The organism is Steroidobacter sp., from assembly GCF_016790065.1.
In the GTDB taxonomy this organism is placed as follows: Bacteria; Pseudomonadota; Gammaproteobacteria; order Steroidobacterales; family Steroidobacteraceae; genus Steroidobacter.
Genome location: NZ_JAEUPY010000116.1, coordinates 17,422 through 41,750, shown reverse-complemented (window position 1 = coordinate 41,750; position 24,329 = coordinate 17,422). Strand labels below are relative to the sequence as shown.

Sequence of the window (24,329 nt, the reverse complement as noted above, 5' to 3'; positions counted from 1 at the left end):
TCACCGCATTGGAACTTGCATCGATGATTTGAGGTGTGACGAGCACGACCAGCTCGGTCTCGCCACGACGAAACTGACGCGACTTGAACAGCTCACCTAGAATCGGCAGCGAGCCGAGCGCAGGCAGCTTGGTCACGGTCTTGGCATCGTCGGCACTGAACAATCCGGCCACCACCATGGGCTCACCGGACTGCACATTCATTTCGGTGTTGGTCTTGCGTGTGGCAAAGCCGGGAATGCCCATCACAGCATTGGCTTTGTCGACGCTGCTGACTTCGACGCCGACCTTGGTGCGAATCAGGCCAGCATCGTTGGCGCGAGGCGCGACGTTGAGCAGGATGCCGAACTGCTTGAACACCACGTTCAACGCGCCGTCCTGGTTCTGCACCGGAATCGGCACTTCGCCGCCCACCACGAAGTCCGCCTGACCGCCGTTGATACAAGTCAGCGTCGGCTCGGCGAGCAAACGCGCATCGCCACGATTCATCAGTAAATGAATCATTGAATCGAGCGTCGTGGCCAAATCCACGCCATCGGCACTGCTGAAAACGGGGCCCGCAGCGACGTCCGCCCAATCGATGCCGATATCGCGCAGAGCCGACTTCCGCACTTCAATCAGCCGAGCTTTGATCAGAATGGTCGACTCGGCCTGCAACGAAGCCGGCGGCGCAGCGAGAGGATCGACGACGCCCAACACTTGCACGAGATAAGCGACGCTAGATCCATCGCGAGACCAGATTCGCAGATCCGTCGTGCCGGCCTTGCGACCGAGCACCAGGATCTCCTGCGTGTCATCGAGCACTTTGATGTCGATAGTCGCGCCATCGCCTGCGGACACGCGCTTCACCCCAGGCGTGCGAATCACCAAGCTTTGTCCCTGCGGAACCGAGAGCACGGCGACAGGCGCCTGACTGAGCGCTTCGGGCAACGAGGTGTTGAGCATTAGCGCTGTGACCAACCACGCGCCGGCATGAACAAGGATGCTCATGGCTCAAACTCCGCCGAGAATGATTTGAACGTGCAGTCGTGGCTTCGCTGAGCTCGCCGGCTCATCGCCTTTCAGTAAACTGCTTTTGGTGACGCGAGCAATGCGGCTCACGGCGAGATCGTTCGGCTGACGAAGGGCAACCGTGACTCTTCCCGCTTCTTGCGCGAGTGTGATTTTCGCCGCGTCGGTCGGCGTCACGGCCACGGTGATGGTGCGGAACGGGCCTGACTGCAACCTCTCAGGCAAGGAGTGCTCGTTACTCTGAGTTCGCAATCCCGTTGCAATCACGGGTACGGCCAGCAGCAATGGCATGGTGACGCTGTCGTTGGCCGCCGCCGTCGTGAATAGCAGATCGATGCGATCGCCCGGCGCGAGCATTCCCGATATCGACGCCTCCTCATCGACAGGAAAGGTCAGCGCTCGCATGCCCTCGGGCAGCTGTGCGGAGAATCCTGCACCGATCGCTTGAGCTAGATGTGAGTTGAGGATGGTCTCGCCGCTGCGTACGGCACGCGCCAAGACTCGGCCGGCGATGTCGCCCCATTGCTCTGAGCGCGCAGCGTCAGCATGGAGAAACGTGCTCGGTACTTCGCGCTGTGCGACGGTTTGGCCGGAAAGCACAGCTCCTGGCGCCAGGTCAGCTTTCGCGACCACGACACTGACCAGCTGATACTGCTTGTGGAGCTGCTCACGTTCCGAGCGCATCTCAGTGTTGATGTAGCGCTTGGCTAGATAAGCAGCGCCACTGCCAGCGGCAAGTGCGCCGCCAACCATGAGGGTGGTGATCCAGAGGCCTTTCATTGCTCGTTCCTTGAGCGATGCGTTCAGAAGGGAATCATCAGGGTCCAGGAAAACTCATCGTGGTATTCGATCAACAGGGCCAACGCCGCCTGCGCACCTCGCCACAGCACCATCAGCCCGGCGAGCACCGCTAGGTATTCGGCGAAGCTCCAGCCTCGCTGCAGTTTCATGACTTCTTCCAAGTGACGACGACGGCGGTCCTGGTCGGGCGCGCAGCGTCGGGAATCACGACAAGCAGTGCCTGTTCGGCGTCCCGCTGTGCTTCCAGCACGAAGCCGCGATGAGCTTTATAGGTAGGACGCGTGTCGATCTTGGTCCAGCCATCGCGAATCAGAAGTTCAGAGAACGCTTGCGCTTCCACGAAGGGACTACGTTCGCTCGTAAAACTGATGTGCTCGGATTGCATGCCGGCATCGTCGTACTGCTGCAAGTTGACGATACGAGCCGCTGGCGGGCGCGGAAAATCAGAGTGCACACGAAGTCGCGCGGGATCGAGCGCCGGACTGACCAGAATCGTGCCTTCACTGCCTCCGCTCACAGTGCGTGCATGCACAGTGACGAAGTGATCGTGCGACCGGAACATGAGCACCTGCCACGGTGAACTCATCGATCGCCGTGTTTCATGGCTGCCGGACGATCTGAGCTGCGATTCGTAGTGAGCAAGCACAGCGTCGGCAGACAACCGCGACTCGAACGCTTTCAGAGTCATCGGCAGACCGTTCATTCGCATGCGTCGCGCGATCCACTGTGCCGTGCCTTGAGGCGGAGCGGCGAGATCCGGCAGCGTTTGCGTGGTGCGAACGAGGCGCTCTGCCTGCGCCGGGGCTAGCAACGTCGTGAGGACCAGCGCCGTGATCGTGAGAATGTTCATGGGCATGGCTTACTCCCTTTCCCGCTCGACGACATAGGCAGAGGGCAGAGCGTTGGATCGCGGCCGTAGCTGAGGATCCCAGCTGTACTGACCTTCGCCATAAATGGGTTCGCCTTTACCTCGCGCGAGTAAGGAGAGCGGGCGACCGGGTGATTCCAAAGCTTCGATGAACTCGTTGGCAGTGATGCGATCGACTCTGCGGCCGAACTCGTTCTCGTCGCGAGCCGACCAAGCGTCGCTGAGTAGCGCACCGGTTGCGCGTTGAATCAGTGGCTGCGCAGATTCGCGTCGATCCAGCAGCGGCCGAATGCTTGCTTCGACAGTGGCACCGGCAAACGAGCGGCGGTTCAGTCCCAAGTCGCCCATCTGTAGCGCGTGAGCGAGCGTGCCCACGGGGCCGGAGCCATGCGCGAGTCCGGGCATCCAGAGGTAACCTGTGTCGAGGGGCGAAGCATCGAGAGTCGAGACCGAGGAGATGGCGCCGCTGGGCGAAGGCAGCAACAAAGAGTGCCGATGGTGTTGCCACAGCGGGTTCTGCGAGACACCCGCCGAATGCAACAGATCCAAGTTGGACACACCGACTTTCGGGTGACCGAACGAGCGATCGAGTGCCTCCGTAGCGATATCAGCATCGGATTTGCCGTTGGCACCACGCTCGCTCCACACAGTCCGTTCCCACACCGAATAACGAAGCGCGTCAAAACTCTTGTGCTTCAAATCCAGTTGTTTGCCGAGCAGAGCGATGCCGCCCAGGAACGGGGTCAGGACCAACAGAGCCATGATGGTCTCCAGCAAAGCGTTGCCACGAACTGTCGTTCTCATACGCATGCTCAGAAGCTCCACGCGATGGGCGCGAGCTTCGCTTCCCAGAATGGGTTGAACAGATTTGCGTACTCGTGCCTGCGCTCACCGATGGCTGCGAACGCGGGGCCGCGCGGTCGGCGGAATTCCACACGCGCGACAGAAGCGACTGCCAGCGGATGATCCGACGACCTCAAGCCGAGAAGATCTGCCGTCGCAACGCGTGACTGCGATTTCGTCGCTATAGCCGCGATACGCAGCGAAGCGTCGCTCGGCTGGCCGGCCACGTTGTAGTAAGCGGCAACGCCGGAGTAATCCGAGTCGAACTCACGCGCGGTCGCGCTACTCACGCGGTCGCCGATGCGCTGCCAGTTGTGCCAACCGAGCAGGCCGCGAGTACGAAATTGCAGCTGATCCTCGGCACGCCAGTCAGCGCCGTTCGCGGTCTGGCTCATAGCGGTCGCGCCTCGTTTGCGAAGCTGGACTGCGAGCAAGTTGTCCCGCCAGCCACGCTCGCCAGCTATCCATCGTCGTAGGTCGGCGTTGCCGGTGAGGCTGGCATTCACCAACTGTTGTAACGAGTTGTCGTCGCGGCCGGCGCCGTAGCGTTGAATGAAGGTGGGCACGGCCGCCGATTGGGTCATCAGCTGCGCTTCCAACAATGCTCGCAGTTCTTCCGGCAAGCGCGACAGAGCCGCGCGATTATTGATGAGAATGTGTCGGTCGTAGGTTTGGCCGGTCTGTTCCATCAAGTTTTGGACATTGCGAAAAGCGAGCGACGCCTGCGCTTCCGCCTGAGCGGCGCGAATATTTGTATTCCAGGCGTCGATGGCCGGCACCGCGATATCGGCCGCTTGCTCGGTTGCATCGCGCACCTCCGCGGAGATTTGCTCCGCCATGTCCACGTACTGGCCGACGTACGGAATCCATTGGGTAACGCGATCAATCGCCTCCAGCGAGTCGTTGATGTAACGCACCCAACTGACGTACGACACGAAGTGCCCGACGGCGAGATGATTCGCGATCATCGCGCGGTTGGAATACGCGATGAAGTTGAGATGCCGCGCTGTCCACACCGCTCCGCTATACGCAGCGGCATCCGCGGCATTCGCGACCTGAGATCGCTCCGTCACTTTCTGGCCGATGTTGAACATCGCCACTAACACAGCACTGCTCATGAGGACTCCGAATAAAGCGACCGGAGCAATTTGCCCCCGGTGACGGTTACTGGGCAGCATTGGTTTGCTGGTTGTAGTTGGAAAGGCTGTCTGCCTGCGCCGCGCGGTTCTGTGCCGTGGTGGCGGACGCTTGGGCATCGCTGATGTCTTGGGTCGCGGACTGACCTGCCATTTCGCGACTCATGCCGGCCATCTGGTTTTGCAACACATCGCCGAAGGCAGCGAATAAACCGATGCCGGCCACCGCCACCAATGCGGTGATGATGATGTACTCGCTCATGCCTTGGCCGCGTTGGATCTTTCTAAAGCTCATCGCACTCTCCTTGTGGGTCGATGGGCGAACACGTTAATGGCGCGTGGCGGCCCCAAAGCGGCCAATAAATGCGTTTTTTGCTAGATATGCCTGAACAGTTTTCCTTTGTAGTGTGATTGGGCTAGGGTGCCGCACCACCACCCGGGAGGGACACAATGCGTTTAGCAGTGCAGTTGGCGTTGGCAATGATCGCGGCCGCAGGTTCAGTGCATGCCGCAGAGACTTCGCAGCCGGTCGTGTTGAAAGCGGCCTATCTGTTCGACAGCAAGTCCGGCACGTTGAGCAACGGCGGCACGGTCGTGGTGGAGGGCAATAAGATCAAAGCCATCGGCGCGGGCTCAGTGCCGGCGAATGCGAAGGTGATCGATCTCGGCGATGCGACGCTGCTGCCCGGCTTCATCGACGCGCACACTCATATCACCAGCGAGATCCAAGCGGACTACTACAAGGGCTTCCACACCGATATGTATCGGTTCGCGCCCGAGCAGTCGCACTACGCCGCAGTGTATGCAAAGCGCACGCTCGAAGCGGGCTTCACCACCATTCGTAATCTCGGTGCCGGTGAGTTCGTGGACGTGGGTTTGCGTAACGCCGTGAACGTCGACGTCACCCCCGGCCCCACTATTCTTACAGCGGTTCACGCGATTGGTTCGACCGGCGGTCATTGCGACCAAGGGCCGTTCCCACCGGATCGAGTCGCGCCGCTCGGCGTGATGGACGGTGTATGCAATGGCGCGGATGAATGCCGTACGGCCGTGCGTTACCAGCTGAAGTGGGGCGCGGACGTGATCAAGATTTGCTCATCCGGCGGCGTGCTGTCGGAAGCCGATCCGGTGGATGTCCCGCAGCTCACGCCGGCTGAACTGACCGCCATCGTTTCGGAAACCCATGCCTGGAAAAGAAAGGTCGCGGCGCATAGTCATGGCGATCTCGCTGCTCGGCAGGCGGTCGAAGCCGGCGTGGATTCCATCGAGCACGGCAGCTTCCTGACCGACGAGACGCTCAAGCTGATGAAAGCCAAAGGCACCTACCTGGTGCCGACGCGGTTGGCTGTGTATTGGGTGAATCAGATGGCGGACAAGTACCCGCCGGCCATCGCCGCCAAAGCGCGCGCCACGTTGACCGAACACGAGAAGGTGTTCCGCAAGGCGTTGCAGCTGGGTGTGCCGATTGCGTTGGGCACCGACTCAGGTGTGTCTCCGCACGGCATGAACGCGAAGGAATTCGCGCTGCTCGTGGACATCGGCATGCAGCCGGCGGCCGCGCTGATCTCGGGCACACGTGAGTCAGCGAAGTTGCTGGGCATCGGCAACGAAGTGGGGACGCTGGAGGCAGGCAAGCTCGCGGATATCGTCGCCGTGAAAGGCAACGTGCTGGCCAACATCGCCTCGACCGAGAAGCCCGTGTTCGTAATGAAGCACGGTCACGTGGTCGTACAGCCGTAACTCAGAAGTGAACCCTCCGGCGGGCGCCGGAGGGTTGGGCTAAAGGGTACGAGCCGGGTCAGCTATAACGTCTGGCCAGGAATTCCTGCCACCGCCGACGCGCCAGCATCTGGTAGCCCTTGTCGTAGTCCGGCGCCGAGGCCAGATAAAAGCCCGGGCCGGCGCTGCCATAAATATAGAGTTCGCGGCGATCGGGCTCGACCGCGACGAAGCGGCCCAACCAATTCAACTGTTCCCTGGAAATGGCTGGATCCGCTGAGCCGGCGTGGAACTGCACGGGCACGTTCAGCCGCGCCAGCAAGGTAATCAAATCGGGTCGCGGATCGGTTCTCGACTTGACCGCTGCTTCGATGGGCGTCGACACGGTAACTACGCCGACGATGCCGAGCGGATCGTTCAAAGCCATACGCAGCGCTGTGTAGCCCGCGTTGCCGATGCCGATGATGAGCACCGGATTGGCGTTCGGCAGCGTGCCGTTCAAGTTCTCGATGCCGGCGCGAACGTCGCTTTGCACGTCACGGGTGAGCGCTTCGCTGAGCAACGCATCCGGATGGGTGGAAATTTTGGCCGCGCCACGCCGAGCGCAATCGACGACTAGCGAGACGTAGCCGGTTCGAGCCACGTCACGCGCCAACTCCTGCAATTCCTTGGGAATGCCGGGCCGGTCGTGAATGATGACCACCGTGGTGCGGTTGTCTGTGCCCATCGGCACCGCGGTGTAGGCCGGCAACAAGGTTCCGGCATTATCTATAGTGAGGCCGCGGCCTTCGATGTCCCACACTCGGGCCGCGGCATCGGCCACCGCAGTGGTGCCGAGCGCGGACACGGCGGTCAATTGCAAAGCAGTGGCAATGAAATCCCGTCGCGTCGGCGGTGACTCACTCTCTTCGTCGATACAACCCAGGCACATACCGCCTCCCGCAGCATGCTCAGCGCATGCGCGCTCATTATCAGCACGAGCGCGCAGCGTGCAAGCGGCGAAGGTGTGACCCATTCATCGTTTACTGGCGGCGCGCTCGGTATCGAGCAACACCCGCTTGCGTTGCATGCCCCAGCGATAACCGCCAAGTTCGCCCGTGCCGCGGACCACGCGATGACACGGGATCAGCAACGCCACCGAGTTGGTCGCGCAGGCTCTAGCCACCGCTCGAGCAGCGCTCGGCTTGCCGATGGCCTCCGCGACTTCTGAGTACGAGCGCACTTCGCCATACGGCACCTGTTGCAGATAGCGCCACACGATCAGCTGAAAGGCCGTGCCTCGCACGTCCATTGGCAAATCCAGCCGCGGTTCGAGACCGCGCAGATGCCGATTGAGTGCCGCTATCCAGGATTCGAACTCGCCGCGTGAGCTATCCGGCATGGCCTGCACCGCTGCCGAGGCGAATTGCTGTTTCAGTTCCGCCAGCAACGCACGTTCGGAATCGCCGAACTGCAGAAAACAAATGCCGCGATCGGTGGCGCCGATCATCATCAGTCCCAGCGGGGTTTGGCCGCTGGCGTAAGAAAGGGTGAGTCCTTTACCACCGCTGCGATATTCGCTGGGCGTCATGCCGAGCTGGCCGTCGGCTTTTTCATAGACGCGGCTGCCCGAACCGAAGCCTGCTTGATAAATCGCGTCGGCAACCGGCGCTTCGTTGCGCAGCTCTTTTTTCAACGTGCGCACGCGAGCAGCAGTTTGATATTCCTTCGGGCTGCTGCCGATGATGGCTTTGAAACTACGCTGAAGATGGAACGGGCTGTAGCCCGCACGCTTGGCCAATTGTTCGAGGCTGAACTTGCGCTCTGGCTCGGCATCGATCTGCCGCGCCAACTCATGCACTACTTGATTCAGCACATTGGTCGCACCGCTGGTCGGCCGGCAGCGTTTGCAGGGGCGCAGGCCGGCGCGTTCGGCGTCTTCGGGGGTGCCGAAGAAGCGAACATTCTTGCGTAACGCGAGCCGTGATTTGCATGACGGCCGACAGTAAACGCCGGTGGTCATAACCCCGTAGAAAAACTCGCCGTCGCGACTGGCATCGCGCCGCTGGACTGCATCCCACCGCTGTTCGTCGTTCAATTCGTGCTTCGACATGGCGACTCTCCTCATTGCCGAGGTTGCAGTGTCGCGTGCCGCCGGCGGGGAAGATTCCCGCCTCTTGCTGTGTAATCCGCCAGGCAGGTCGTCCCAGTCTAGCCTGACCCTGGCGAAAGTGAGTCCTGGGCATGGCTCTTCAGGGCCAGTGCTGACTGCCCATTGGTACGCTGTAATGGCTGCATCGGTATGCAGAATACGCGGCCATGAACAAGCTCATCAAAATCGTTGGAGGCTCGCTGGTGGTGCTAGCCGCGGGCGTGGGTGTCATCGCTGGCGCGGCTGTATTGCTCAGCGACCAAAAGCTCAATCGCGTGGTCGACGTGAAGGTCGCAGCGGCCAATTTCGGATCCTTCACTCCGAATCTGCAGCGGGGCGAATATTTGTTCGTTACGCGGGGCTGTTCGGAATGTCATGGCGCGCGAGGCGAAGGCAAGGTGGTGTTTGAGGATCCAAACTCTGGATTCTACGTGCACTCGCCGAACGTCACTCGCGGTGGCGGCGGAGCGGCCGCAACCTATAGCGATACCGACTGGATTGCGTTGCTCAGACACGGCTTGAAGCCGACCCGTAAGCCGGCCTTTGTCATGCCCAGCGAAGACTATGCGCAGATGGCCGATGAAGATATCGCATCGCTGGTTGCTTACATTCGTTCCATGCCGCCGTCGGCCGAGCGCAAGGCCGAGCTGCGCATGCCGCTGATGGTGAAGGCGCTCTATGCCTTCGGCATGGCTCAGGACGCAGCCGAGAAAATCGATCACACAATATCCGCGCCGGTTCGCGTTCCCAACGATACGCATCAGCAAGGCGAGTACATTTCCAAGTCTTGTGTCGGTTGCCATGGTCAAGGCTTGGCCGGTGGCAAAATCCCGGGCGCACCGCCGGCTTGGCCAGCCTCGGCGAATCTGACTTCAGCTGCGGACGGCGCGATGTCTCGTTACGCCTCGGTTGAAGAGTTTCGTCAGATGATGCGCACAGGCAAGCGAGCGGACGGCAGCGCCATCGCAGTGATGCCCTTCGAAGGCCTGCGCGCCATGAGCGATACCGAACTCGATGCGCTGTTTGGATTCTTGAAGACCCTGCAGCCCAAAGCGTCCGGCACGCGTTGATTCATTGGCTTCAGTCGGCGGCTACTTTTTTGTAGCCCGCCGGCGGCTCGAAGGTTTGCGGAGCCAGCGCTTGGTTGGTCACCGACACCAGCTCGCTACTCATCCCCATCAACGACATCAGTCCGCCGGGCAGCTGCGCCGGCATCGCAGTGGGTTCATGCGTGGCCGCGGCTTTTTTCTTACCGAACATGCCACCCAACGCGCCGCCCAAAGCTTCGCCGATGCTAGGCGGCGAGGCCGGGCCGCCAGCCGCTTGAGTCTGTTGCGTGCTCTGGCATTGCGGACCGCCGACGCCCAGATTGAAGCTGAGCTTGATGGGATACCCCTTCACGTCGCGCATCTTGGTCCCGACTTCTTGCCACAGCCCTTGATAGCGACCGAACATGGTTTGCGCACGCTCGGCGAAATCGCGGGACGCCGCGGCGTTGAGCCCCATCTTCTGCGCGAAGGCGAGTTGATAAGCCTGAGCTTCCGCCGAGGCGGTGAAATTTGGCGCCACCCACTGATCGAGCACTAGGCCGAAATCGCACACCTGTCCGGTGCTCTTGTCCTTACAAGACTGAGTCGCGATTACAGTCACTCGCTCAGCTTCGAAACCCGCGAAGCTCGCTCTCTCTCCGGTTCGCTGCACATCGGCTTTCGGCTCAGACCACTCGCATTGCGAATCGTCGACGCCCGATGTGCCCTTCTGTTGCGCGGCCTGTGCTTCCTGCATCTGCTGAGAGGCCTTCTGCAGCTGCGCACGGGTCTCGGCAAAAGTAGTCTCGGTGTAGGTTTTCTTCTTGTTGTCCACCGAGATCATCTTGTCTTGATCGAGCTGCACGATCTCGGTCGATTCGCCGACGCCGCGCGCGAAGGTTCGCATCAACCCGGATTCGAACTGCAGATTGCTCTCGGTGCGCGCGCGTTGCCCGGCGATCATGGTGGTGGTGGTGCCATTCATGTTCGCCATCTTCATCAAGCCGGCGCCGCTGATGGACATGCGCTCCTGAATAGTCACATCTGCTTGCGCTGCGCTCGCGAGGATCGCGGCTATCGCGCCTGCTAGCAGGGCGCGTGTAGGAAGAGTTCTGAGCGATTGCATCGTAACCTCCACGTCCGGAATCGGGGCCGGCGAAGGTAACTAACGCAATCCTCCGCTCATTCCTGCCACGTTTGCAATCGCAAGTTGAGTGCGCGCCAGTGCGACGCCGCAAAGGCGCGCGCTTCGATTTCGTAGCTGTTGTACCAATAGCCGTTGCGCGCCGATTCTTTTAAATATCTCCAGATCGTGAGTCGACGCGGTTGCCACTGGCGCAACACATGGAAGTACTCGTGCAGAATCAGTTCAGGATCGTTCCAGAAATCGGCCGCCGCTCCTCGCAGCAAGATTCGGCCGCGACGTGTGGTCGCTCTCGCGCCGAAATGCAGCCGTGCATAGAACGAGTGTTCGATGACTCGAACCTGCTCGACCGGTTCACCAAAAATTTCGCGAAGCGCGGCAGCGTGAGAGGTGGGGATGGCAGAGCGGTGGCCGAGCATGATGGCGGCCGGGTCCGCTACTTCCCGATACAGAAACTGGTGAAGATACGTCCCAACAAATCATCGGGCGTGAACTCGCCGGTGATTTCGCCGAGGCATTGTTGAGCCTGACGCAGCTCTTCGGCCATCAGTTCGCCGGCACGCTTTTCAGTGAGCTGGCGTTGGGCTTCATTTAAATGAGTGGACGCACGATTCAGCGCGTCGAGATGCCGGCGGCGAGCGGAGATGGTGCTGGTGCCGGCGCCTTGGAAGCCCATGCATTCTTTTAAATGTTCACGCAGCAGGTCGATGCCGTCGCCGGTGGTGGCGGACACGTGCAGGCGAGGCGGTTGCGATTGTTCGTAACGGGACTGCGCCTGGGCCAGATCGATTTTGTTCAGCACCACGCTGACTGGGATCTCTGCCGGCAAGCTAGCCAGTTCGGCGCGCATGCTTTCGTCATCGAGTGCCCGAGTGGCGTCGATCACATAAAGAATACGATCGGCTCGAGTCATCTCGTTGCGGGCACGGCGGATACCTTCGGCTTCGACAACATCGGCGTCTTCGCGAAGGCCGGCGGTATCCGCAATGTGCAGCGGCATGCCGTCGATATGAATGCGTTCTCTGAGCACGTCCCGAGTCGTGCCGGGAATGTCGGTGACGATGGCGGCTTCATATCCGGCGAGCCGGTTCAGCAAGCTCGACTTGCCGGCGTTCGGCCGACCGGCGATGACGACTGTCATGCCTTCTCGTAGCAACGCGCCTTGCTGAGCTTTCGCAGTGATTTGCTCGCACAGATCGATAGTGGAAGAGATGCGTTCGTGAAGCACCGTGTCGGCCAGAAAGTCGACTTCCTCTTCGGGAAAGTCGATGGCGGCTTCCACATGCATCCGCGTTTCGGTGACGGCTTCGGTCAATGAATGAATAGCGACCGAAAACTCGCCTTGCAGTGAACGCAGCGCTGCGCGTGCTGCCTGACTCGAACCGCTGTCGATCAGATCGGCAATGGCTTCGGCCTGAGTCAGATCGATCTTGTCGTTAAGAAAGGCGCGCTGAGTGAATTCACCAGGCTGGGCAACTCGCGCGCCGAGACCGAGCACGCGTGCGAGCAGCATATCCATGACGATCGGGCCGCCATGGCCGTGCAGCTCTAAAACATCTTCGCCGGTGAACGAATTGGGCCCGGGAAAATAGAGCGCCAGACCGCCGTCGAGCATCTCGCCGTCGGCGTCACGAAAGATTCGCAGCACGGCGTGCCGCGGCTCGGGCAAATCGCCGAGCACTTCTGTTGCAATCGTCGGAGCCAGGCTGCCTGAGACTCGCACCATCCCGACGCCACCGCGACCCGGCGGCGTCGCGATGGCCGCGATGGTGTCAGTGTCGCCGGGCCGGGCTGCCATCGCCGCCTCAGTTCTTTTCTTTCTTGTCTTCCGCGGCCACCAGCTTGTTGATGCGGTACTGCTGAGCGATCGACAACAAGGTGTTGGTCAACCAGTACAGCACCAGGCCGGCCGGGAACCAGGCCATGGTCACGGACATGATGATGGGCATGAACATGAAGATCTTGGCTTGCACCGGATCCGCGCTCGGCATCGGTTGCAGCTTGAACTGCGCGAACATCGCGCCGCCCATCAGGAACGGCAGGATGAAGAACGGATCGCGCGAGGACAGATCGGTGATCCAACCGAGGAACGGCGCCTGCCGCATCTCGACGCTCTCCAACAACACCCAGTAGAAGGCGAGGAAGAACGGAATCTGAATCAGGATGGGCAAACAGCCGGCGAGCGGATTGATCTTCTCGCGCTTGTAGATCTCCATCATCTGACGGCCGAGTTGTTCGCGGTCGTCCTTGTAGCGTTCCTGAATAGCCTTGATGCGCGGCCCGAGGTTACGCATTTTGGCCATCGAGCGGCCGCTCGCGGCGGTCAGCTTGTAGAAGGCGAGCTTGATCAGGAAGGTGACCAGGATGATGGCCCAGCCCCAGTTGCCGACCACGCTGTGCACTTTCTCGAGCAACCAGAACAAGGGCTGCGCAATGATGGTCAGCTTGCCGTAGTCGGCGACCAGCTGCAGCTCCGGTCCAGTCGGCGCCAGCTGCGCCTGCAGCTTGGGACCGACGAACAGCGCTTCATTAAATGTGTGCTTGCCGCCGGCGGGCACGGTCTCCAGCGGACCGCGATATCCCAACACGAAGTCGTTGTCGCTATCGAGGCTCAGCTGATAGTCGTAAGCGGCACCGGCCGGAGGCACGGCGGCGGCAACGAAGTGATGTTGAAGCGCAGCCATCCAACCCGTGGTGATGGTGGATTTGAAGGCGCGATCTTCTTCTTTCTCGATGTTCAGCTTGCGATAGGCCTTGCCGTCATAGATGGCGGGGCCGCGATACGCGTAAGTCTCGACCTTGAAGTAGGAGCGCTCGACGTGTTCGTAGTGGCGCACCAGCTGCACATACGAAGCCGCCTTGTAATCGCTGTCCGAGGTGTTCACCACGTCGTAGCTGAGATCGATGCGGTAGCTGCCGGGCTTGAACTTATAAGTCTTGACCACGGTGATGCCGTTGCCATCGGTCCAGGTCAGCGGCACGACCAATTCCTGCGCACCAGCCGCCAGCGTGTATTCGCTCGCTGCCGATTGATATGTCGCTTGATGCGTCGGTTCGGCGCGCTGATCCGCGGCTCGCAAACCCGAACGCGCCACGTACAACGGCGGCGTGGGATTGAACAGACGCACCGACAGATCGGGCCGATTCTTTTCGACCGGATACTTCAGCAGGTCGGCACGAATCAATTCGCCGCCACGTGTGCTGATATCGAGCGACAACACATCGGTCTGCACGCGAATGACCGCCGCATTCGCCGGCGCTGCTTCATTAGTTGCAGCAGGCGTGGCCGACCCAGCGTTCGGCACAGACGGAGCCTCGGTCGAGGCCGACGGCAATTCCGGCAATGTTTCATTGGCTGGAGTAGCAGTGCCGTTTGCTGACTGAGCAGCCGCGGCCGCCACGGGAGCAGGCGGAGGAGCGTAGTCCTTCTGCCAGGCCATGAAGTTGAGGTACAGGACCAGCGCAAGCGCGGCCCAGATGAAGACGCGTTGGTTATCCATGAGGAACCGGCTTGGTATTGTGAGGAAGTGGCACCGGGTCGTATCCGCCTTCGTTCCAGGGGTGACACCGCATCAGGCGGCGCACCGTGAGGTAAGTTCCGCGAGCCGCGCCATGTTGTTGCAAGGCTTCTTCGGCGTAGCAGGAACAGCTCGGGTAAAAGCGGCACGTGGGCCCGAGCATGGGACTGATCAAGTAGCGATAAGCGCGAATCGCTGCGGTCAAGAGGCGGCGCATTGTTTTACGATCGTGCGCCAATGCTTTTCCAGGCTGCGCACGATAGCGGCGTTATCCGCATCGCGAGCTCCGGAGCGCGCATTGACGACGATGTCCACCGCAGGCAGTTCATGCTGATGCTGACGAAACGATTCCCGAATCAGACGCTTGATGCGGTTACGCCGCACGGCGTTACCGATGATGCGTGCGGCAATCGATAATCCAAGTCTGGGAATCGTGCCGCCGCTGTTACGAGTCAGGATCGCGAAACAACCGTCGGTGGAGCGGCGCGAGTCCCGGTAGACGCGATCGAATTCGGATTTATGCCGGAGACGCTGCGCCGGTTGAAAGGCTCGGAGCGGAGCTGGCAAGTCTAGAATCGGACGAGTGCAAGCGCCGCTGCCAACGACGCTCAGACCGTGAGGCGCTTGCGGCCCTTGGCGCGGCGGCGTGCGAGGACTTGGCGACCTGCACGGGTGGCCATGCGAGCACGGAAACCGTGGGTACGTTGACGTTTGACTTTGCTGGGTTGGTAAGTGCGCTTCATGCGTGCGTCTCAACAAACACTGTTCGGTGGCTGGGGCCAGAAATCGCGCTAAAACAAGTACATGCTGGCGCGCGTAGAGGGGCGGCAAGACTACGCACCACCCCCCGTAGTGTCAAGCGCGCCAGGGCTTTTCCGGGCACAAAATTCGCACCCCTGGCCTGTGGATAACCTGGCGTGCAACGGTATAGACTCGCCGGCTCTCGCGTTGACCTGGCGCAGAACAATTCTTTTTTTCTCGATCGATTAGGGGACGAAATCCGTGCAGGGTTCGTTGTGGCGCCGCTGTCTCGCGCAATTGGAAGTCGAATTGCCGGAGCAGCAGTTCAATACGTGGATTCGGCCGTTACAGGCCGTCGAGGACGGACGCACGTTGCGCTTGTTGGCACCGAACCGTTTCGTGGTCGACTGGGTGAACGAGAACGTGGCTGGCCGGATTACCGAGCTGGTCGATGCGGTGGGCGAGGAGCCCACGCCGGCGGTGGTACTTGAGGTGGGTTCGCGGCCAATGTCTCCGGCCATGACCATCAACACTCATCAGCCGGTCGCCGCTCGTACCGCGATGCCTGCTCCCGCCCCGATCCGCGACATTCCGACGGTGCTGGGCAGCCGGCTCAATCCCGATTTCACCTTTGCGAATTTCGTCGAAGGTAAGAGCAATCAGCTCGGTCGTGCGGCCGCCTTCCAGGTTGCCGAGAATCCCGGCCGTGCCTACAACCCGCTGTTCATCTATGGCGGCGTCGGTCTGGGCAAGACCCACCTGATGCATGCCGTCGGCAACATGATCAAAGCTCGCAATGACCGCGCCCGGGTTGCCTATGTGCACTCGGAGCGTTTCGTCGGCGACATGGTGAAGGCGCTTCAGCACAACACCATCAACGATTTCAAAACGGCGTACCGCTCGCTCGATGCGCTGCTGATCGACGACATTCAGTTTTTCGCCGGTAAGGATCGTTCGCAGGAAGAGTTCTTCCACACCTTCAACGCATTGTTCGAAGGCCAGCAGCAAATCATCCTGACTTGCGATCGTTATCCCAAGGAAGTCGACGGGCTGGAGGAGCGGCTGAAATCGCGCTTCGGCTGGGGCCTGACGGTGGCCATCGAGCCGCCGGAGCTGGAAACCTGCGTGGCCATCTTGATGAGCAAGGCCGCGGCAACGCGCGTCGATTTGCCCGATGAAGTGGCGTTCTTCATCGCCAAGCGCATTCGGTCCAACGTTCGCGAGCTCGAGGGCGCCCTGCGTCGCGTGGTCGCCAACTCGCAGTTCACCGGTCGCGCCATCACCATGGAGTTCGCCAAAGAAGCGCTCCGCGACCTGCTGGCTCTGCAGGATCGCCTGGTGACCATCGAGAACATTCAGAAGACTGTCGCGGAATACTTCAAAATCCGCGTAGCTGATTTACTGTCGAAGCGCCGTAGCCGCTCGATTGCCCGACCTCGCCAGGTGGCGATGGCATTGTCGAAGGAGCTGACCAGTCATAGCTTGCCGGAGATCGGCGATGCTTTTGGCGGTCGTGACCACACGACGGTGTTGCACGCATGCAGGGTAATCAAGGAGTTGCGGGAGTCGAACACTCGCACCAGCGAGGATTACTCAAACCTGTTGAGAACCCTGGCTGGATGACTGTGGATAATTTGTGAGCTAAGCGTGGGCTTTATTTATCCACAACTAGCCAACAGTTTCGAGACAAGTTCGGGCGCACTTTTCGGATGAGTTTTGATGATGGCAAGCTGCTGATGACGCACAGAAAAAATGGGTTATACACAGCGAAGCCGTGCCTTCATAATCATCATAATTCTTATCTAAACATTAATACCTAATTAAGATTGGTAAGGTGACCACGATGAAGTTCAGTGCTGAGCGGGAAAGCATCCTCGCACCACTGCAGGCGGTAATCGGCGTTGTGGAGCGTCGGCAGACCATGCCGATCCTGGCGAACGTCCTGATCACGGGTCGTGACGATCAGCTCTCCATCACCGCTACGGATCTGGAAGTCGAGCTGGTGGCCAAGGCCACCGTGAATCTCCAGCAGGCTGGCGAAATCACGCTGCCTGGTCGCAAGCTGCTCGACATCATCAAGGCGCTGCCTGACAAAGCTCAGGTCACCATTGCGGTGGAAGGCGAGCGCGCCACGGTTCGCTCCGGAAAGAGCCGCTTCACGCTGGCAACTTTGCCGGCCAGCGACTTCCCCACCGTCGAAGACATCCGAGCTCAGAAGGCTCTGCTGATTTCGCAGTCCGCCCTGCGCCGCCTGCTCGACAAGACCCATTTTTCGATGGCGCAGCAGGATGTGCGTTACTACCTCAACGGCATGTTGCTGGAAGCGGACGGGAAAATACTGCGAACGGTCGCGACTGACGGTCATCGTCTGTCATATTGCGAAACCACGCTCGAACATGAAGCGGGCGCGACCCAGCAGGTCATCGTGCCGCGTAAAGGCGTGCTGGAGCTGCAGCGCCTGTTGGCTGGCGAAGGCAATGTCGAACTGGCGATCGGAACCAACCACGTTCGCGCCCAGATCGGCGACATTCGCTTCACTTCGAAGCTCATTGACGGCCGTTTCCCCGAATATAGCCGCGTGATCCCGAGCAATCCGACCAAACGGATCAATGCCAATCGCGATGTGCTGCGCTCGGCGCTCCAGCGTGCGGCCATTTTGTCGAACGAAAAGTACCGAGGTATTCGGCTCGCGGTGCGCCCTGGCCTACTGGTTCTGCAATCCCATAACCCTGAGCAGGAAGAGGCCGAAGAGGAGTTGGAGATCGATTACGCCGGTGAAGAGCTGGAAATCGGCTTCAACGTGAATTACCTGTTGGATGCGCTGGCCGCCGTGGATACCGGCGACGTCGTGCTTGGTCTCACGGACGCGAACAACAGCTGCCTGCTGAGCTCGGACGCCTCTCCGCAAGCCAAATACGTCGTCATGCCGATGCGGCTGTAAGCGATGACAGGCTGGCAACGGTGCTGACTGCGATCACGGTCGATAACTTCCGTTGCATCGAACACGCCAGCCTGGACTTCGACTCGCGCTCGACCGGCATCATTGGTGACAACGCCTCCGGCAAGACTTCCTTGCTGGAGGCGATTTACTTTCTAGGTCACGGACGATCGTTTCGCAGCGCCCAGGCGGAAAAGCTGAAGCGCGAAGGCACCAATTACTTTCGAGTGGTTGGCCGACTGGCAACCCATCGCGGACTCCTGACTGCCGGGCTTGAGCACACTCAAGGCCGTACTCAGGGTCAACTCGCTGGTCAGGGCATCTCGGGCATTGCGGACATCGCTGAGGTGTTGCCGCTGCAAATCATCGATCCGGGCGTGCACCGGTTAGTGGAGGAGGGTTCGGCCCGGCGTCGTCGACTCATGGACTGGGGAGTGTTTCACGTGAAACGTGAGTTCCTCGGTTACTGGCGGCGCTACCAGCGAGCTCTGTCTCAAAGGAATGCCGCGCTCAGGACGGCTCAGGCTGAAGAGCTGCTGCATGCCTGGGATCAAGATTTCTGTTCGGCGGGTTTGGAAGTGGATCGGCTGCGGACCTTTTATGTCGATCAGCTCCGGCCGCACTTCGAGGCTTTGGCGGCTCGGCTGGTTGGGCCGGGCACGACAGTGGTGTATCGGCGAGGTTGGCCGGCGGAGGCCGACTTGCGACAAGCCTTGCACGACTCCATATCTAGGGACCTGCGGTTGAAGACCACTCATGTGGGTCCTCACCGGGCAGATCTGAGTTTTTTGGTCGATGGCACGCCGGCAAGGGATCGAGTGTCCCGAGGTCAGCAGAAGATGTTGGCCGCCGCTTTCATCCTGTCCCAACTGCAGTGTCACACCGCGTTGGGAGCCACGCCGACCACCCTGATGTTGGACGATCCGGCAGCCGAGCTGGATGTGGATAACTTGGGGAAACTTCTTCTGGCGATCGCCGAGATCCCCAGTCAGTTGATCGTTACTTCAGTCCACGAGCGGGGTCTGAAGGGCATCGAAATTGGCCGTAGGTTTCACGTGAAACAAGGCAATTTCGGGTCAATGGTATAATTCCGCAGCTCTAATTTCAGGCCGGACCATGACAGATAAAGACGTCTACGATTCCAGCAAAATCAAAGTCTTGAAGGGCCTCGACGCGGTCCGCAAGCGCCCCGGAATGTACATTGGTGACACCGATGACGGCACCGGTCTGCATCACATGGTGTTCGAGGTGGTCGACAACTCTGTCGACGAAGCACTGGCGGGACATTGCTCACAAGTGACCGTCACTATCCATGCCGATCAGTCGGTCACTGTGTCCGATGACGGCCGTGGAATACCTGTGGATATCCATCCGGAGGAGGGTCGATCGGCGGCCGAAGTCGTGATGACCGTCCTGCACGCCGGCGGCAAATTCGATGACTCTTCCTACAAGGTTTCGGGAGGTCTGCACGGCGTCGGCGTGTCGGTAGTGAATGCCCTTTCCGAATACCTGCTGCTGACCATCCACCAGAACGGCAAGCTCCATCAGCAGGAATACCGGCTCGGCGAACCCCAGGCGCCTTTGGCGGTCATCGGGACGACTCAGAAGCGCGGCACCACGATTCGCTTCAAGCCCAGCGCCCAGACCTTTACCAACATCGAGTTCGACTACAGCGTACTGGCCAAGCGGCTTCGCGAGCTGTCGTTCCTGAACTCGGGCGTTCGGATCGAGCTGATCGATGAGCGCGACGACCGGCGTGAGACCTTCCATCACGAAGGTGGCATCAAGGAGTTCGTTCGCTACTTGAACCGCAATGCCCAGTCCATCCACGACACCATCATCTGGTTTCGCACCCAACAGGATGCGATCACGGTGGAGTTGGGCCTGCAGTGGAATGACTCGTACCAGGAAACCATGTCCTGCTACACCAACAACATTCCCCAGCGGGACGGCGGCACTCATCTGGCCGGCTTCCGTAGCGCGCTGACCCGCACGCTCAATGCCTACATCGATAAAGAGTTCTCAGCCAAGGACAAGGTGGCCATGAGCGGCGACGACGCCCGCGAAGGCCTGACCGCCATCCTGTCCGTGAAGATGCCGGATCCGAAGTTCTCCTCGCAGACCAAGGACAAGCTGGTTTCGTCCGAGATCAAAGGCATCGTCGAATCCGCCGTGGCTGCCAAGCTGGAAGAGTTCCTGATGGAACACCCGCCGCAGGCCAAGGCTGTCGCCAACAAGGTGCTGGAAGCTGCTCGGGCCCGCGAAGCTGCTCGCAAGGCCCGTGAAATGACTCGCCGCAAGGGCGCTCTGGATCTGGCCGGCCTGCCCGGCAAGTTGGCCGACTGCCAAGAAAAGGATCCGGCGCTGTCCGAGATGTTCCTGGTCGAGGGTGACTCGGCAGGTGGCTCGGCGAAGCAGGGTAGAGATCGGCGCACTCAAGCCATCCTGCCGCTCAAGGGCAAGATCTTGAACGTGGAGAAGGCGCGCTTCGACAAGATGCTGTCGTCGGCCGAAGTCGGCACGCTGATCACGGCGCTCGGCTGTGGCATCGGCGCGGACGACTTCGATGTCGCCAAGCTCCGCTATCACCGCATCATCGTCATGACCGACGCGGACGTCGACGGCTCGCACATCCGCACTCTGCTGCTGACCTTCTTCTATCGCCAGATGCCGCAGCTGATCGAGCGCGGACACATCTATATCGCTCAGCCGCCGCTGTTCAAATTGAAGAAGGGCAAGTCCGAGCACTATGTGAAGGACCAGGCCGAACTCGATTCCATGCTGTTGACCCATGCTCTCGAAGACGCGCAGCTGTTCGCCGACCCGGCACAGCAGCCTGTCACGGGCTCGGCGTTGGAAACCATGGCTCGTCGCTGGACTGAAGTGGCCGCGATCATCCGGCGCTCATCGCGTCGCTATGACCAGCGCGTGCTCGAGCAGTTGCTGTACATGCCCGAAGTCACTCCGTCGAACCATGATCAGCTCGACTGGCTGACTCAGTGGGGCCGTACTTTCGAAGGCCAGCTGAACTCCCATGACGATGCAGCTCGCAAGTATCGAGTGCGGGTGATGGCTGCGGTCGACGGCGGAACGCCGCGCTTGCTGGTGGCTCGGACCGAGCATGGTGTGACTCAGGAGAAGCACATCCATCGCGAGTTCTTCGAGTCGGCCGAATACCGGAGCATTGCCGATTTGGGCGCGACGCTGCGCGGTCTGTTGCAGCCTGGCGCGTACATCGCCAAGAACGACAACAAGCAGGACGTCGGCAGCTTCAAGGAAGCGATCAATTGGCTGATGGAGTCCGGCCGCAAAGGGCAGTCCATCCAGCGCTACAAAGGGCTGGGCGAGATGAACCCCGAGCAGTTGTGGGACACCACCATCAATCCGCAGACCCGTCGCCTGATCCAGGTGCGGATCGAGGATGCTTTGGCGGCCAATGACATCTTCGCCACGCTGATGGGCGACCAAGTGGAGCCGCGGCGCGAGTTCATTGAGAAGAACGCGCTGTCAGTGGCCAACCTGGATATTTAATAAAATCTAACGATAGGCGGCCAATCCATTAGGATTGGTCGCCGTATTGAAAAATATAATCTAACGATTAGCTGGTTGTTGCAGGGGCCGACCGGTCTGCAGCTTCAGCGTGTGTGGGCGGGACTAGCGTCGTCAGTGTCGATTCAATCCACGCCCTGACCTCTTCGTTGAGTTCACGAGCATCGCGACCGGCTGCATCGATGGGCGGGCCGATGACGACCCGAATGTTGCCCGGCTTTTTCACCCAGCCACGGCGGGGCCAGTAGTAACCCGCGTTGTGAGCGACGGGGATGACTTTGCAGCCGGCCTTGGAGGCCAGCAGCGAGCCGCTGACGCCATACTTCCGGCTCTCGCCGACTGCGACGCGCGTGCCTTCAGGGAAGATCAGAATCCACAGCCCTTCCTGCAAGCGCTGTTTACCTTGATCGATGACTTGAGTGACAGCCGCGGCACCCGCGCTTCGATTGATCGCGATGGGCTTGAGACATTTCACGGCCCAGCCGACCAGCGGAATCCACATCAGCTCGCGCTTTAGTACCCAGGCCTGCGGCGGGAATACAGCAGCCTGAGCGATGGTTTCCCAGGCCGAGGAATGTTTCCACATCGACACGTGCGCGCCGGGCGGAATGTTTTCTTTGCCTTCGACGGTGTATGTCAGCTTGCACAGCTTGGCCAGCAGCCACATGTTCAGCCGGCCCCAACTGCGCGCGATGGCATATAGCCGTTGGCTGGGTAGCCAACCGAACGACAACACCACTACCGCATACAGCAGCGTTCCGATGAACAGCACGGTGGTGAATAGAACCGACCTCAACAGCTGCATTGAGTGCCTCGTCCCTTAGCCAGGCAACCGCGACAAATCGGCCACCTGCAGGAACAGCCCGCGCAGGCGCACCAGCAACCCTAACCGATTGGCGCGTACGTCCGGATCGTCCGCCATGACCATCACCGAATCGAAAAAGCGATCCACATCGTCCTTCAGCGTGGCGAGCTGAGTCAGTGCGCCGGTGTACTCACGTCGCGAGAACAGCGGGTTGACCGCTCGTTCCATGGAAACGACGTGATCGAATAGCTGGCGTTCCGCCGGCTCCTGCAATCGGCCGGTTTCCACCGCGCCCGACAGATCGCCAGTGGCTTTACGCAAAATGTTAGCGATGCGCTTGTTCGCAGCGGCCAGACTGGCGGCTTCAGGCAACGCCAGAAATCCTTCCAAGGCTTGCAGCCGAATGTCGATGTCCACCGGGGAGTGCGCTTTGCTGGCGAGCACGGCATCGAACATTTCCGTGGTCACGGTGCGGCCGCCACCTTCTTCTAAATAAGTAGAGCGCAAACGCTCCATCAGATAATTCCAGATGTCCTCGCCAATATTCTCTGGAGCCGCGGCCGGCTGCAACGAAACGGCACCATCCACCAGGCGGCGCAAATCCAGATCGAGCTTGTGCTCGATGATCGTGCGCAGGATGCCGAGGGCGGCGCGACGCAAGCCGTACGGATCTTTGGTGCCCGACGGTTTCTGACCGATACAGAAAATGCCGGCGATGGTGTCCAGCTTGTCCGCGATCGACAACGAGATGCCGGTCTTGGTCGCCGGCAATTTGTCTCCAGCGAAGCGCGGCCAATATTGTTCTTCCAAAGCAGTGGCGACTTCGGCGTCTTCGCCGTCGTGCTCGGCGTAGTACTTGCCCATCAAGCCTTGCAGCTCGGGGAACTCGCCGACCATGGCCGACAACAAGTCACATTTGCTGAGCTTGGCGGCGCGACCGGCCAGTTCAGCATTGCCGCCGATGCTCTCGGCAATGCGCTGAGCCAGCGAGGCCACGCGATTGCTCTTATCGGCCAGCGAACCCAGCTTGGCTTGGAAGGTGACGCTCTTGAGCGCGGCAAAGCGCGCATCGAGTCGTTCCTTACGATCCGTATCCCAAAAGAATGCGGCGTCGGCCAGGCGAGGGCGAATGACGCGTTCATTACCGTCGCGCACCCGCTCCGGCTCGCGGCTGGCGATGTTGGCCACGGTGATGAAATAGTTCATCAGCTTGCCGTCGGCCGAGCGCACCGGAAAGTAACGTTGATGATCTTGCATGGTGGCGATGGGCACTTCCTGCGGCAGGCGCAGGAAGGCTTCATCGAACCGACCGGACAACGGCACCGGCCATTCCACCAGCGCAGTGACTTCGTCGAGCAACGCGTCTTCGATGACGGCCTGTCCGCCGAGGGTGTCAGCGATGGCATTCACTTCGGCACGAATGCGTTCACGACGGGAGCCGACATCGGCGACGACGTGAGCTTTCTCTAACAGCAGTTCCGCGTACTTGGCTGGATTGCTGATGGCCAACAACTTCGGCCCGTGGAACCGATGACCTTGCGTGTGCTTGCCGGCGCGAATGCCGAGGATCTCGGCCTCGACCACGCTCGAGCCAAATAACATCACCACCCAATGAACCGGGCGAACGAATTCCTGCGAGCCGGCACCCCAACGCATGCGTCGTGCGATCGGCAGCGAATCGAGCGCGGCAGTCACGATGCCCGGCAACAGTGAGGTAGTGGCCTCACCTTTCTTGGAGCCTTCGAATTGCAGCACCTTGCCCTTGGGTCCATCGACCTGCAGCAGCTGATCGACAGTGACGCCGCACGAAGCCGCGAAACCGAGCGCGGCCTTGGTCGGCTGACCATCGGGACCGAAGGCATTGGCAACGGCCGGGCCCTGACGTTTGAGTTGCTGATCCGGCTGTTGATCGCCGACGCCCGCCACGAACACGGCCAACCGGCGCGGCGTGGCAAACCATTTCACCTCGCCATGTTTGATGGCGGCGGTGTCGATGCCTTTGATGACACCGTCGGCGAAGGCAGCGGCCAGAGTAAACAACGATGCCGGCGGCAATTCTTCGGTGCCGATCTCGACCAGAAAGTCACGTTTGCTCATGA

Annotated in this window: 24 protein-coding genes; 6 read left to right on the top strand and 18 right to left on the bottom strand. The window is 60.4% G+C overall.

The genetic code is table 11. The annotated features are described in order from the left end of the window. From JNL55_RS05110 to JNL55_RS05080, 7 genes are all read right to left on the bottom strand, one after another. On the bottom strand, positions 1–988 hold a 988-nt coding region (locus JNL55_RS05110; RefSeq protein WP_293850227.1), incomplete at its 3' end, for a type II and III secretion system protein family protein. A 3-nt stretch (positions 989–991) separates the two neighbouring features. Continuing rightward, positions 992–1,789 (bottom strand): Flp pilus assembly protein CpaB, encoded by a 798-nt coding sequence (gene cpaB / locus JNL55_RS05105; RefSeq protein ID WP_293850225.1) that lies wholly within the window; start codon positions 1,787–1,789, stop codon positions 992–994. Between the two features lie 23 nt (positions 1,790–1,812). Next, positions 1,813–1,959, bottom strand: coding sequence for a hypothetical protein (locus tag JNL55_RS05100; RefSeq protein WP_293850223.1), 147 nt, complete (start codon positions 1,957–1,959; stop codon positions 1,813–1,815). Then, positions 1,956–2,666: a hypothetical protein gene (locus tag JNL55_RS05095; RefSeq protein ID WP_293850221.1), complete on the bottom strand. Its 711-nt coding sequence runs from the start codon at positions 2,664–2,666 to the stop codon at positions 1,956–1,958. Before JNL55_RS05095 ends, JNL55_RS05100 begins: the two co-directional genes overlap by 4 nt. Before the next feature lie 3 nt (positions 2,667–2,669). Next, complete coding sequence (locus tag JNL55_RS05090) at positions 2,670–3,482, bottom strand: hypothetical protein (protein ID WP_293850219.1); 813 nt, start codon at positions 3,480–3,482, stop codon at positions 2,670–2,672. Positions 3,483–3,490: 8 nt separating this feature from the next. Further along, a complete protein-coding gene (locus tag JNL55_RS05085) occupies positions 3,491–4,699 on the bottom strand; it encodes a pilus assembly protein TadG-related protein (protein ID WP_293850216.1) in 1,209 nt (402 codons plus the stop codon). Further along, positions 4,686–4,952, bottom strand: coding sequence for a Flp family type IVb pilin (locus JNL55_RS05080; protein ID WP_293850213.1), 267 nt, complete (start codon positions 4,950–4,952; stop codon positions 4,686–4,688). The genes JNL55_RS05085 and JNL55_RS05080 overlap by 14 nt, the downstream gene beginning before the upstream one ends. Before the next feature lie 155 nt (positions 4,953–5,107). Here JNL55_RS05080 and JNL55_RS05075 point away from each other — a divergent pair, with 155 nt between their 5' ends. Then, positions 5,108–6,397, top strand: a complete 1,290-nt coding sequence (locus JNL55_RS05075) for a metal-dependent hydrolase family protein (RefSeq protein WP_293850210.1) — start codon at positions 5,108–5,110, stop codon at positions 6,395–6,397. A gap of 58 nt (positions 6,398–6,455) precedes the next feature. On the opposite strand, the gene JNL55_RS05070 is transcribed toward JNL55_RS05075, so the two are convergent. Together JNL55_RS05070 and ada are read right to left on the bottom strand one after the other, a co-directional pair. Continuing rightward, entirely contained in the window at positions 6,456–7,307 is an 852-nt protein-coding gene (locus JNL55_RS05070; RefSeq protein ID WP_293850207.1) for a dienelactone hydrolase family protein, read from the bottom strand. A gap of 84 nt (positions 7,308–7,391) precedes the next feature. Next, entirely contained in the window at positions 7,392–8,468 is a 1,077-nt protein-coding gene (gene ada, locus JNL55_RS05065) for a bifunctional DNA-binding transcriptional regulator/O6-methylguanine-DNA methyltransferase Ada (protein WP_293850205.1), read from the bottom strand. 206 nt (positions 8,469–8,674) lie between these two features. On the opposite strand from ada, the gene JNL55_RS05060 reads away from it, so the two are divergent. Beyond that, complete coding sequence (locus JNL55_RS05060) at positions 8,675–9,577, top strand: c-type cytochrome (protein ID WP_293850203.1); 903 nt, start codon at positions 8,675–8,677, stop codon at positions 9,575–9,577. 10 nt (positions 9,578–9,587) lie between these two features. Here the strand turns inward: JNL55_RS05060 and JNL55_RS05055 are convergent, their stop codons facing one another. The 7 genes from JNL55_RS05055 to rpmH are packed head-to-tail and all read right to left on the bottom strand — an operon-like array spanning position 9,588 to position 14,940. Continuing rightward, the gene (locus tag JNL55_RS05055; RefSeq protein ID WP_293850201.1) at positions 9,588–10,661 is read right to left on the bottom strand and encodes a hypothetical protein; all 1,074 of its coding nucleotides are present in this window, start codon (positions 10,659–10,661) and stop codon (positions 9,588–9,590) included. Positions 10,662–10,717: 56 nt separating this feature from the next. After that, positions 10,718–11,098 (bottom strand): eCIS core domain-containing protein, encoded by a 381-nt coding sequence (locus JNL55_RS05050; RefSeq protein ID WP_293850199.1) that lies wholly within the window; start codon positions 11,096–11,098, stop codon positions 10,718–10,720. A gap of 17 nt (positions 11,099–11,115) precedes the next feature. After that, on the bottom strand, positions 11,116–12,477 hold the full coding sequence (mnmE, locus tag JNL55_RS05045; RefSeq protein WP_293850196.1) for a tRNA uridine-5-carboxymethylaminomethyl(34) synthesis GTPase MnmE: 1,362 nt from the start codon (positions 12,475–12,477) through the stop codon (positions 11,116–11,118). Positions 12,478–12,484: 7 nt separating this feature from the next. Next, positions 12,485–14,179 (bottom strand): membrane protein insertase YidC, encoded by a 1,695-nt coding sequence (gene yidC / locus JNL55_RS05040; protein ID WP_293850195.1) that lies wholly within the window; start codon positions 14,177–14,179, stop codon positions 12,485–12,487. Continuing rightward, complete coding sequence (gene yidD / locus JNL55_RS05035; RefSeq protein WP_293850192.1) at positions 14,172–14,414, bottom strand: membrane protein insertion efficiency factor YidD; 243 nt, start codon at positions 14,412–14,414, stop codon at positions 14,172–14,174. The genes yidC and yidD overlap by 8 nt, the downstream gene beginning before the upstream one ends. Further along, a complete protein-coding gene (rnpA, locus tag JNL55_RS05030; protein WP_293850189.1) occupies positions 14,399–14,764 on the bottom strand; it encodes a ribonuclease P protein component in 366 nt (121 codons plus the stop codon). Before rnpA ends, yidD begins: the two co-directional genes overlap by 16 nt. Before the next feature lie 41 nt (positions 14,765–14,805). Further along, entirely contained in the window at positions 14,806–14,940 is a 135-nt protein-coding gene (rpmH, locus tag JNL55_RS05025; protein WP_161810250.1) for a 50S ribosomal protein L34, read from the bottom strand. 259 nt (positions 14,941–15,199) lie between these two features. On the opposite strand from rpmH, the gene dnaA reads away from it, so the two are divergent. From dnaA to gyrB, 4 genes are all read left to right on the top strand, one after another. Continuing rightward, positions 15,200–16,561 carry a chromosomal replication initiator protein DnaA gene (gene dnaA / locus JNL55_RS05020; protein WP_293850182.1) on the top strand — a complete coding sequence of 454 codons (1,362 nt, stop codon included), beginning with the start codon at positions 15,200–15,202 and terminating at the stop codon, positions 16,559–16,561. Between the two features lie 220 nt (positions 16,562–16,781). Then, entirely contained in the window at positions 16,782–17,879 is a 1,098-nt protein-coding gene (gene dnaN / locus JNL55_RS05015; protein ID WP_293850179.1) for a DNA polymerase III subunit beta, read from the top strand. Positions 17,880–17,899: 20 nt separating this feature from the next. Beyond that, positions 17,900–18,964 carry a DNA replication/repair protein RecF gene (recF, locus tag JNL55_RS05010; RefSeq protein ID WP_293850176.1) on the top strand — a complete coding sequence of 355 codons (1,065 nt, stop codon included), beginning with the start codon at positions 17,900–17,902 and terminating at the stop codon, positions 18,962–18,964. A 28-nt stretch (positions 18,965–18,992) separates the two neighbouring features. Continuing rightward, complete coding sequence (gyrB, locus tag JNL55_RS05005) at positions 18,993–21,407, top strand: DNA topoisomerase (ATP-hydrolyzing) subunit B (RefSeq protein WP_293850173.1); 2,415 nt, start codon at positions 18,993–18,995, stop codon at positions 21,405–21,407. A 67-nt stretch (positions 21,408–21,474) separates the two neighbouring features. On the opposite strand, the gene JNL55_RS05000 is transcribed toward gyrB, so the two are convergent. Together JNL55_RS05000 and glyS are read right to left on the bottom strand one after the other, a co-directional pair. Next, positions 21,475–22,230, bottom strand: coding sequence for a lysophospholipid acyltransferase family protein (locus JNL55_RS05000; protein WP_293850170.1), 756 nt, complete (start codon positions 22,228–22,230; stop codon positions 21,475–21,477). 15 nt (positions 22,231–22,245) lie between these two features. After that, positions 22,246–24,327, bottom strand: a complete 2,082-nt coding sequence (gene glyS / locus JNL55_RS04995) for a glycine--tRNA ligase subunit beta (protein WP_293850168.1) — start codon at positions 24,325–24,327, stop codon at positions 22,246–22,248. Between the last annotated feature and the right edge of the window lie 2 nt (positions 24,328–24,329).

What these genes read in the sequence shown, in the direction of transcription:
- cpaB (WP_293850225.1), bottom strand. Translation starts at nt 1,789, where the DNA reads ATGAAAGGCCTCTGGATCACCACCCTCATGGTTGGCGGCGCACTTGCC.
- JNL55_RS05100 (WP_293850223.1), bottom strand. Translation starts at nt 1,959, where the DNA reads ATGAAACTGCAGCGAGGCTGGAGCTTCGCCGAATACCTAGCGGTGCTC.
- JNL55_RS05095 (WP_293850221.1), bottom strand. Translation starts at nt 2,666, where the DNA reads ATGCCCATGAACATTCTCACGATCACGGCGCTGGTCCTCACGACGTTG.
- JNL55_RS05090 (WP_293850219.1), bottom strand. Translation starts at nt 3,482, where the DNA reads ATGAGAACGACAGTTCGTGGCAACGCTTTGCTGGAGACCATCATGGCT.
- JNL55_RS05085 (WP_293850216.1), bottom strand. Translation starts at nt 4,699, where the DNA reads ATGCTGCCCAGTAACCGTCACCGGGGGCAAATTGCTCCGGTCGCTTTA.
- JNL55_RS05080 (WP_293850213.1), bottom strand. Translation starts at nt 4,952, where the DNA reads ATGAGCTTTAGAAAGATCCAACGCGGCCAAGGCATGAGCGAGTACATC.
- JNL55_RS05075 (WP_293850210.1), top strand. Translation starts at nt 5,108, where the DNA reads ATGCGTTTAGCAGTGCAGTTGGCGTTGGCAATGATCGCGGCCGCAGGT.
- JNL55_RS05070 (WP_293850207.1), bottom strand. Translation starts at nt 7,307, where the DNA reads ATGTGCCTGGGTTGTATCGACGAAGAGAGTGAGTCACCGCCGACGCGA.
- ada (WP_293850205.1), bottom strand. Translation starts at nt 8,468, where the DNA reads ATGTCGAAGCACGAATTGAACGACGAACAGCGGTGGGATGCAGTCCAG.
- JNL55_RS05060 (WP_293850203.1), top strand. Translation starts at nt 8,675, where the DNA reads ATGAACAAGCTCATCAAAATCGTTGGAGGCTCGCTGGTGGTGCTAGCC.
- JNL55_RS05055 (WP_293850201.1), bottom strand. Translation starts at nt 10,661, where the DNA reads ATGCAATCGCTCAGAACTCTTCCTACACGCGCCCTGCTAGCAGGCGCG.
- JNL55_RS05050 (WP_293850199.1), bottom strand. Translation starts at nt 11,098, where the DNA reads ATGCTCGGCCACCGCTCTGCCATCCCCACCTCTCACGCTGCCGCGCTT.
- mnmE (WP_293850196.1), bottom strand. Translation starts at nt 12,477, where the DNA reads ATGGCAGCCCGGCCCGGCGACACTGACACCATCGCGGCCATCGCGACG.
- yidC (WP_293850195.1), bottom strand. Translation starts at nt 14,179, where the DNA reads ATGGATAACCAACGCGTCTTCATCTGGGCCGCGCTTGCGCTGGTCCTG.
- yidD (WP_293850192.1), bottom strand. Translation starts at nt 14,414, where the DNA reads ATGCGCCGCCTCTTGACCGCAGCGATTCGCGCTTATCGCTACTTGATC.
- rpmH (WP_161810250.1), bottom strand. Translation starts at nt 14,940, where the DNA reads ATGAAGCGCACTTACCAACCCAGCAAAGTCAAACGTCAACGTACCCAC.
- dnaN (WP_293850179.1), top strand. Translation starts at nt 16,782, where the DNA reads ATGAAGTTCAGTGCTGAGCGGGAAAGCATCCTCGCACCACTGCAGGCG.
- gyrB (WP_293850173.1), top strand. Translation starts at nt 18,993, where the DNA reads ATGACAGATAAAGACGTCTACGATTCCAGCAAAATCAAAGTCTTGAAG.
- JNL55_RS05000 (WP_293850170.1), bottom strand. Translation starts at nt 22,230, where the DNA reads ATGCAGCTGTTGAGGTCGGTTCTATTCACCACCGTGCTGTTCATCGGA.
- glyS (WP_293850168.1), bottom strand. Translation starts at nt 24,327, where the DNA reads ATGAGCAAACGTGACTTTCTGGTCGAGATCGGCACCGAAGAATTGCCG.